The organism is Microcoleus sp. CAWBG58, from assembly GCF_020883045.1.
GTDB lineage: Bacteria > Cyanobacteriota > Cyanobacteriia > Cyanobacteriales > Microcoleaceae > Microcoleus.
In genome coordinates this window covers 1-9,698 of sequence record NZ_JAHRFA010000145.1, presented here as the reverse complement: position 1 = coordinate 9,698, position 9,698 = coordinate 1, and the positions used below count along the sequence as shown (strand labels likewise).

4 protein-coding genes are annotated in these 9,698 nt (G+C 41.7%); all 4 read left to right on the top strand.

The features are described 5' to 3' along the window. A partial coding sequence (locus tag QZ918_RS32235) for a ribonuclease HII (RefSeq protein WP_527250465.1) occupies positions 1 to 623 on the top strand: 623 nt, incomplete at its 5' end. A gap of 183 nt (positions 624 to 806) precedes the next feature. Next, positions 807 to 6,896 carry an ATP-binding sensor histidine kinase gene (locus tag QZ918_RS32230; protein ID WP_293342964.1) on the top strand — a complete coding sequence of 2,030 codons (6,090 nt, stop codon included), beginning with the start codon at positions 807 to 809 and terminating at the stop codon, positions 6,894 to 6,896. A 125-nt stretch (positions 6,897 to 7,021) separates the two neighbouring features. Further along, entirely contained in the window at positions 7,022 to 7,417 is a 396-nt protein-coding gene (locus QZ918_RS32225; protein ID WP_293155470.1) for a response regulator, read from the top strand. 40 nt (positions 7,418 to 7,457) lie between these two features. Further along, positions 7,458 to 9,227: an adenylate/guanylate cyclase domain-containing protein gene (locus tag QZ918_RS32220; RefSeq protein ID WP_293342961.1), complete on the top strand. Its 1,770-nt coding sequence runs from the start codon at positions 7,458 to 7,460 to the stop codon at positions 9,225 to 9,227. Positions 9,228 to 9,698: the final 471 nt, after the last annotated feature.

Here is a 9,698-nt window from a genome sequence, read left to right as displayed (position 1 = left end):
TCTCCCTCTCTCCCTCTCCCCCTCTCCCCCTCTCCCCCTCCCCCTCTTTCCCTCGGATAATTGCAGGTGTAGATGAAGTAGGAAGAGGAGCTTTGTTCGGGCCAGTGGTGGCAGCCGCCTGCATTTTGCCCGACGAAGTTCTCGAAGAATTAGTAAGTTGCGGGGTGCGCGACAGCAAACAGTTGAGTGCCGCAGCCCGGAGTCGGTTAGCAGTCAAAATCAGGGCTGTGGCGGTTGACTGTCAAATTGGTGCAGCTTCGGTGCGGGAGATCGATCGCCTGAATATTTTGCAGGCTTCTTTGTTGGCAATGAAACGGGCGATTTTGAAATTAAATGTCGCGCCCGATTTGTGTTTGGTTGACGGCAATCAAAGAATACCCAATTTGTCGATCGACCAAGAGACGATGATTAAAGGTGATTCGCGATCGATTCAGATTGCCGCTGCTAGTATTGTCGCCAAAGTTTGGCGCGACGAATTAATCCTGCGGATGGCCGTCAAATATCCCGAATATGACTTGACAAACAACAAGGGATATGGTACAAAAAAACATAGATTGGGGTTAGAACGTTACGGTGTGTCTGTCTTTCATCGGACATCTTTTAGTCCCTGTCAAAAATCTTAAAATAGCACTAAAAAACCTAATTAATTTCAGCCAGAGCATCTAAAATTTGAACAGCCAAGAATTTTGGATTAATTGTTCTCGGCGCATAAACTCTACTCTGTAAGATGTGCAATATGCACCTTACCGCTTTATCATTTTCAGCCTCCGATAGCATCTACAGAATATTGATTTAACCTCTTCACCATGACTGATAATATGTTAAAAATTCCCGGCTATCACCTCACCGAGCAAATCTATAATGGCTCTAGAACCCAGGTTTATCGAGGAGTTTCTGAGTCAAACCAAAAAGTAATTATCAAACTGTTATGGAGTGAGTATCCCACTTTTAGCGAACTGATACAGTTTCGCAATCAGTACACGATCGCCAAAAATCTTGACCTTCCGGGAATTGTCAAACCCATTGCACTCTTAAACTATCAGAATGCTTTTGCTCTGATTACCGAGGATATTGGAGGTATTTCCCTATCTGAGTATACTGTTAATTCAGAGCAATTGGATAATATCAAATCCAGTAAATCTGACATTTCCTCCCTCCAGAGTTCGCCTCTACCGCTAAATGAATTTTTGCCGATCGCAATTCAGATCGTCCAAGCCCTAGAAGGACTATATCACAACCGAATTATTCACAAAGACATCAAGCCCCAGAATATCATCATTAACCCGGAAACTAAAGAAGTTAAATTAATTGACTTCAGCATTTCATCTCTTTTACCCAGAGAAAACCAGGAAATCCAAAATCCAAACATCTTAGAAGGAACCCTAGCTTATATGTCCCCCGAACAAACGGGACGCATGAATCGGGGCATCGACTACCGTACCGACTTTTACTCGTTGGGAATTACATTTTACCAAATACTAACAGGGAAATTGCCCTTTGACTCTAACGATCCAATGGAGTTAGTCCACTGTCATATTGCCAGAATGCCAACTGAGCCAATCAATCTGGTTCCAGCTATCTCAGTGATGGTGAATAATATCATCATAAAACTGATGGCAAAAACTCCAGAATCACGCTATCAAAGTGCTGCTGGGCTGCGCTACGACTTAGAAAAATGCTCGCAGCAATGGCAAGAAAATGGGACTATTAGCGAGTTTGTATTGGCAAATCGGGATATTTGCGATCGCTTCGTCATCCCCGAAAAACTCTACGGTAGAGAAACTGAAGTTAAAGCCCTATTAGCAGCCTTCGATCGCATCAGCGAAGGTAATATCGAAATCATGCTAATCGCTGGCTTTTCTGGCATTGGCAAAACAGCCGTTGTCAACGAAGTTCACAAACCCATCGTCCGCCAACGGGGTTACTTCATCAAAGGAAAATTCGATCAATTTAACCGCAACAGTCCCTTCTCGTCGTGGGTGCAGGCATTCCAAAGTCTCATGCAGCAACTGCTCACCGAAAGCGCCACCGAAGTCCAAAAATGGCGAGCAAAAATCCTAGAGGCTTTGGGTGAAAACAGTCAAGTTATTATTGATGTCATCCCCGAATTAGAACACCTAATTGGTAAGCAGCCAGAAGTCCTCAAACTAGAAGGAGTCGCATCTCAAAATCGTTTTAATTTGCTATTTGGCAAGTTTATCCGAGTATTCGCCACCAAAGAACATCCTTTAGTAATTTTCTTGGATGATTTGCAGTGGGCAGACTCAGCTTCTTTGAAATTGATGCAGTTGCTGATGAGCGAAACAGATACCCGCTATCTGTTGTTAATGGGAGCATATCGAGACAACGAAGTATTTCCGGCTCACCCGCTAATGTTGACATTGGGTGAGATTAGGAAAGTAGAGGCTAATTCGTCAGCATCTTCTCTAGAAAAGCAGGATATCGATCCACCCGTCCTGAAAGTCAATCAAATTACCTTAGCACCTCTCAACCTAACTTCCCTAAATTGCCTAATTGCCGATACTTTTTCTTGTCCAATAGAAAGAGCAATGCCTTTGACGGAATTGATTTTTGCCAAAACCAAAGGCAATCCCTTTTTTGCAACTAAATTTCTGCAATTTTTGCACAGCGATGGATTTATATCATTTGATTTCACCCCCGGGGCAAGGGGAGGTTGGCAGTGCGACATTGCCAAATTGAGGGCGCTTTCTTGGACTGATGATGTCGTCGAGTTTATGGCAATTCAGTTGCAGAAGTTGCCTGAAAATACTAAGCAAGCTTTAAAACTTGCAGCTTGTGTAGGTAATCAATTTGACTTAGCAACGCTAGCAATTGTCTCCAAAAAATCCGAGTCGGAAACAGCAGCCGATTTGTGGCTAGCACTGCAAGAAGGATTAGTTATTCCCACCAGTGAAGTATACAAATTTTTTCAGGAATCTGAATCAGTTGAAATTCTTCAAGGATCGGAGTTATCGGTTCCCTACAGATTTTTGCACGATCGAGTACAGCAAGCGGCATATTCTCTAATTCCCGAATCCCAGAAACAGTCCACCCACCTCGAAATCGGACAACTGTTGTTGAGGAATACGCCAGAAGCAGAACAAGAAGAGAAGATTTTTGATATTGTCAACCAATTAAATATCGGGGTGGAGTTAATTACCGATCGAATCAAACGAGATGAGCTTGCTCAGTTAAATTTAATAGCTGGACGTAAAGCTAAATCTTCCACGGCTTACGCGGCTGCTGAAAAATATTTAACTTTAGGCATAGAACTCCTGGATGTTGAGTGTTGGCAGAATCATTACAACCTGAGTTTAGCACTTTACGAAGAAGCCACAGAGGCGATGTATCTGAATGGTGATTTTGAGCAAATGGAGCCATTGGCAGAAATAGTCCTGGAAAAGGCAAATACACTCTTAGATCAAATCAAAACTTATCAAGTTAAAATTCAAGCTTTGAAAGCGCAGAACCAACTCAAACAATCTTTGAATTTTGGGTTAGACATTCTCAAACTCTTGGGGATAGATCTACCTAAAGATCCAGAACTGACAGAAATTCCCTTGGCTTTTGAAAAGACGCAATTGGCTTTACAAGGAAAACCGATTCATGACTTAATTGATTTACCTGACATGAGTGACCCGCAAAAACTGGCAGCAACTCAGATGCTGTTACAACTCTGTCCTTCTGCTTACATGGTCACTCCAGTTTTGTTACCTCTCATTACTTTTAAACAAATTCAATTAGCCCTTAAATATGGTAATGCACCAACTCATACTCATGCCTATGCTAATTATGGACTCATTCTCTGCGGAGTCATGGGGGAGTTAGAATCGGGCTATCAATTTGGACAACTGGCACTAAATCTACTAGAGAAACTCGATGCTAAGCCTTTTAAATCTATGACAATGTTTGTAGAAGCTTGCTTTATCAAGCATTGGAAACAGCATATTACAGAGACCTTAAAACCTTTTCTAGCTTCTTACTTTAGCGGTTTAGAGACAGGAGATTTAGAACACGCTTGCTATTCTGCCCACAGGTATTGCTACCATTTATTCTTTAGTGGATCGGTCGAGCTATCAAGCGTGAAACTAGAGATGGAAACTTACGGTGATGCGATCGACAAGATGAATCAGGATAGCATTCTTCAATTGCATCAAATTTACCATCAAGTTGTATTAAACTTACTGGAAAGGACGGATAATCCTTGCTTTTTAATCGGTTCAGCTTGTGATGAAGCTAAAATGTTACCGATTCATATTGCCAATAATTACAGAATAGCCTGTTACTATTTTTTCTTAAATAAGTTAATCCTTTGTTATCTTTTTTGTGACTACCACCAAGCGATCGAGCATTCTGCCGGAGCAAAAGAGTATTTAGATGCAGGAGTAGCTTCGATATTAGTGCCGATTTTTTATACCTACGATTCTCTCTCTAAGTTGGCGGTGTATCCAGATGTAGAGATTTCGGAACAACAACAATTCCTCGAAACTGTAATCGCCAATCAGGAGAAAATGCAAAAATGGGCGAATCATGCCCCGATGAATTATCTACATAAATTTTATCTAGTAGAGGCAGAACGGCATCGAGTTTTAGAGGAAAAATTAGAGGCGATCGAATTGTACGATCGCGCCATTTCCCTCGCCAAAGAAAATGGTTATCTCAACGAAGAAGCACTAGCCCAGGAACTCGCGGCTAAATTCTATCTCGCTTGGGGTAAAGATAAAGTTGGCACAGTTTACTTAACCGACGCCTACTACGCTTATGCGCGTTGGGGTGCAAAGGCAAAGGTTGAGGATCTAGAAAAACGGTATCCCCAATTGCTCGCCCCAATCCTGAACCAGAAAAAGAGCATTCATACAGACGAAACAATTGTGCTAATGAACTCTGGAACTATCTCATCCACCAGTTCCAGTGTTTCAGAAATCCTGGACTTCGGGACAATCATGAAAGCATCTCAAACACTTTCAGGAGAAATTCAGCTTGACAAATTGCTGTCAATTTTAATGCAAGTAGTGATGGAAAATGCCGGAGCAGAAACAGGCAATTTTATTTTGAAAAAAGCAGGTAATTTAGTAATTGAAGCTACCGGAACTAGCGGTGTTGCAGAAATAAAAGTTCTGGAGTCAATTCCTCTTGAAACTAGCAATAAGTTACCTCGAAGCATCATCAACTATGTTTTTAGGACTCAAGAATATGTCATTTTTAACGACTTGTTCGAGGAAATCAACCAACCAGAATCTCCCATTAAAAATATTAACGATCCATACATAAATCAGCACAAACCAAAATCAGTATTGTGTTTGCCTATTCAACATCAAGGAAAGGCGATCGGTATCCTTTACCTAGAAAACAACTTGACAGTCGGTGCATTTACTCCCGATCGATTAGCAGTTCTACAATTATTGTCTTCTCAAGCTGCCATCTCGATCGAAAATGCCCAACTCTATGCCAATTTAGAAGCAAAAGTAGAAGAACGCACCCAAGAACTCCAGCAGTCAGAAGCTCGTTTTCGACAACTTTACGAGCAATCCGCCGATGCAATTTTGCTTTTAGATGGAGATGTTTTTATCGACTGCAACCCCGCCACGGTCAAAATGATGCGTTGCAATGACAAAAAACAGCTTCTTTCCTTGCCGCCGGCTCAACTTTCTCCGGAGATTCAACCAGACGGTAGAAACTCTTTTGAAAAAGCCCAGGAAATCACAGCCATTGCTTTTTCGCGAGGTAGCTATCGCTTTGAATGGATGCACCGCCGCAGCGACGGAGAAGACTTTTGGGTGGAAGTATTGCTGACTGTAATTCCTGTAGATGGTAGGCAAATTCTGCATACGGTGTGGCGAGAAATTGGCGATCGCAAGCAGGCTGAAGCAGCTTTGTACCAGAAAAATCAAGAACTAAGCGATACTCTCCAACAGCTCGAAACCACCCAAGAAGAACTGATTCAATCAGAAAAAATGGCAGCTTTAGGACAACTTGTGGCGGGAGTTGCTCACGAAGTTAACACACCCTTGGGTGCAATTCGTTCTTCAGCGGGAAATGTGTCTAAGTTCTTGGATCAAACTCTCGAACATTTGCCAGCACTTTTTCAATCTTTATCTCCAGAAGAAGGGCAAAAATTTTCAGAATTACTTCAGCGATCTCTCCAACAAGAATCAACACTATCAACCAAAGAAGAACGCAAATTGAAGAGAGCTTTAAGAAGCGAACTGCAAGAATTAGAGATTGAGAATGCCGATACTGTTGCAGATATATTAGTTGTGATGGGGATCTACGATCGTATCGAAACTTGTCTCCTGCTACTCCAAAAACCGGATAGTTTGCACATCCTAGGAATCGCTTACAAACTATCTGAATTAAAAAGAGGCATCGCTACTATCAATACAGCTACAGATCGAGCATCAAAAGTTGTGTTTGCCTTAAAAACCTATGCCCGTTACGAACAGGCAGGCAATAAGACAACAGCCAGCATTGCTGAAGGGATCGAAACCATCTTAACTCTCTATCAAAATCTACTCAAACAAGGAGTTGAGGTAGTCAGAAACTATACCGAAATACCGCCGATACTATGCTATCCAGATGAACTAAATCAAGTGTGGACAAATCTCGTTCACAATGCTTTGCAAGCAATGGATAATCGTGGCACATTAACTATTGGATTGACGGAGCAATCCGATCAGGTAAAGATTAGCGTTACTGACAGCGGCAAAGGCATCCCTGAAGAGATCGAGGCGAAAATATTCGAGCCATTTTTTACTACTAAACCCGCAGGAGAAGGCAGCGGATTGGGACTGGACATTGTGAAGAAGATTGTGGAAAAACATCAAGGAAGGATTGAGGTAGAATCAATTCCAGGTGAAACTACATTTAATGTTTTTCTGCCGATCCTTAGAGTATAATTATGAAATGTACCAATATCAGAACTTAAGCATAAGCTGGTTTGCAAGACTATTAGTAGCGGTAAGGGGCGTAGTTCCCACCCTACCAACATAGTTATATCGCTAATAATAGAGGATAAAAAATAATGTCTAAGCCAGTTATTTTGTGTGTTGATGATGAGAGAATTGTGTTAAATAGTCTGAGAACGCAACTGTCAAGAGCATTCGGTAGTGATTACCTCTATGAAGGAGCGGAAGATGCGGATGAAGCTCTAGAGTTAATCGAAGAACTTAATGAGGAAGATATAAGTATTATTTTGATTATTTCTGATTGGCTAATGCCGGGAATTAAAGGAGATGAGCTGCTGATTCGGATTCACAAAAAATTCCCCAAAGTCATTAAAATTATGCTGACTGGTCAAGCTGACGAAGCAGCGATTAACCGAGCTAAGAACGAAGCGAATCTCCATTGCTGTTTGTCTAAACCTTGGTCGGAAGCCGAACTGTTGGAAACGATTAAATCTGGTTTAGCGCAACTATAGCCGAGTTGTTGAAAACTATTAAATCCGGTCGGTCTCAATTATGGCTCTACAAGTAATTGTCTGTGTTGATGATGAGAAAACTGTACTCCGAAGTCTGAAAGCAGAACTTCAAGAGGCAATCAGCAATGATTATATTATCGAAATTGCTGAAGGTGGGGAAGAAGCATTAGAATTAATCATGGAATTGCTAGACGATGGCTATGAAGTCCCGTTAATTATTTCCGACCATATTATGCCTGAAATGAATGGAGATGAGCTGTTAAGGCGAGTTCATATCATTTCACCCAAAACTCTGAAAATCATGCTCACAGGACAAGCAGATATTGAAGCGGTAGGAAATGCTATCAAAAATGCAAATTTATATCGTTATATCGCCAAGCCATGGCAGCAAGAAGACCTGAGTTTGACGGTAAAAGAAGCTGTCAATAGTTACCATCAAAACAAACTGTTGGCGGAACAAAATGCCCAACTCCAGCAAATGAATAGCGAGTTGGCAAAGTTAAACTTTGACCAAGCATTACTGATTGCCCAACTCAATGAAAACGAAAATCGCTTGACACAGTTTTTGGAAGCAATGCCAATTGGTGTGGGGGTGCTGGATGCTGAGGGCAAAGTTTACTATATCAATCAGAAAGCCAAAGAGATCTTTGGTAAGGGAGTGGTGCCGGATATAAATTCAGAACAATTGTCAGAGGTTTATCACACTTATCGAGCAGGCACGGATCTAGAATATCCTCCTGAAGACTTGCCAGTTGTGCGGGCGTTGAGAGGAGAAAATGCCGCCGCTGACGATGTAGAAGTCCACAACGGCGACAAAATTATTCCCTTAGAAATTTCGGCAACTCCTATCTACGATCGCACGGGAAAAATTACTTATGCTATTAATACCATCCTAGATATTACCGAGCGCAAAAAAGCTGAAGCCGAGCGCAAAAATCTGATTACAGAACTTTTTCAAGTTAATTGCAATCTGGAACTGGCACTAGATACAGAAGTAAAAATTACTGAGGCGACAAGTCGCTTTGTACCAAATCAGTTTTTATCTTTTTTGGGATATGACAGTATTGTTGATGTTAAATTGGGAGATGCGGTAGAGTTGGAAATGTCGATTTTATTTTCTGACATTCGAGATTTCACTACTCTCTCTGAACAAATGACACCGCAAGATAATTTTAAATTTATAAATTCATATTTGAGTTATATGGAACCGCTGATTGTGGAAAATCACGGGTTTATTGATAAATATATTGGCGATGCAATTATGGCTTTGTTTAGCGAGGGCGCCGACAATGCTGTGAAAGCGGGAATTGCGATGCTGCATACTCTTGCTGAATACAATCAAGATCGCGCTTCTATGGGCGATGTGCCGATTCAGATTGGGGTGGGAATTAATACTGGTTCTTTGATGTTGGGTACTGTTGGCGGGCGCAATCGGATGGACGGTACTGTGATTGGCGATGCGGTTAATTTGGCTGCTCGGATTGAAAATTTGACGAAGAATTATGGGGTGTCGCTGTTAATTACTCAGCAGACTGTCGATGGCTTGAGAAATCCTGCTGATTATGGGATTCGCGTGATTGATAAGGTTCAGGTTAAGGGGAAGTCTGAATGGGTTACTGTTTATGAGGTTTTTGATGCAGATTTGCCGTTCGTTAAAGCGGGGAAGTTGGCTACTTTGCCAGTGTTTACTGAGGCTTTGTCTTTGTACAATATCTATAATTTTACTGAAGCGGCGGGGTTATTTGCTGATTGTTTGCGGGAAAATCCGGGGGATAGGGTGGCTCGAATTTATTTGGATAGGTGTCAGTAGTTAGTTGACAGTTGAAAGTTGACAGTTGGCAGTGTAGACGCGATTTCCAATCGCCGGGATTTCTAAATTGGGATATAATCATTGGGATGTCATCGCATGGCAAATCAATCACCCGGCGGTTGAAACCGCGTCTACACAAACCAAACCCGCCTCCGCGGGTTAAGGATTTCAAACGATGATTTCTCATCTGGTGAATACCCTCTTCGTCCGCGGAGGCGGACATCGTTTGTGTAGTCGCGATTTCTAAGAGACTGTTGGCGAATTAAAAAAGGGTGAAACCAAACATCCCACAATCGTGGAAAAAAAACTATGATGAGGCAGAGGGAAAAAGAGCCGCAAAACGAGAGATAAGCTGTCAAACATCTAAACTGCATTAACTCGCGTTACCTTTATTTTTTATTTTTCTGTTCCATTTCATAATTAGTCCTCCTTCATTTAATAGTTTATGTAACAGTGATTCTAGTTTTTCAA

Excerpts from the sequence above, each read along its gene's own strand:
- QZ918_RS32230 (WP_293342964.1), top strand. The coding sequence starts at position 807 with ATGACTGATAATATGTTAAAAATTCCCGGCTATCACCTCACCGAGCAA.
- QZ918_RS32225 (WP_293155470.1), top strand. The coding sequence starts at position 7,022 with ATGTCTAAGCCAGTTATTTTGTGTGTTGATGATGAGAGAATTGTGTTA.
- QZ918_RS32220 (WP_293342961.1), top strand. The coding sequence starts at position 7,458 with ATGGCTCTACAAGTAATTGTCTGTGTTGATGATGAGAAAACTGTACTC.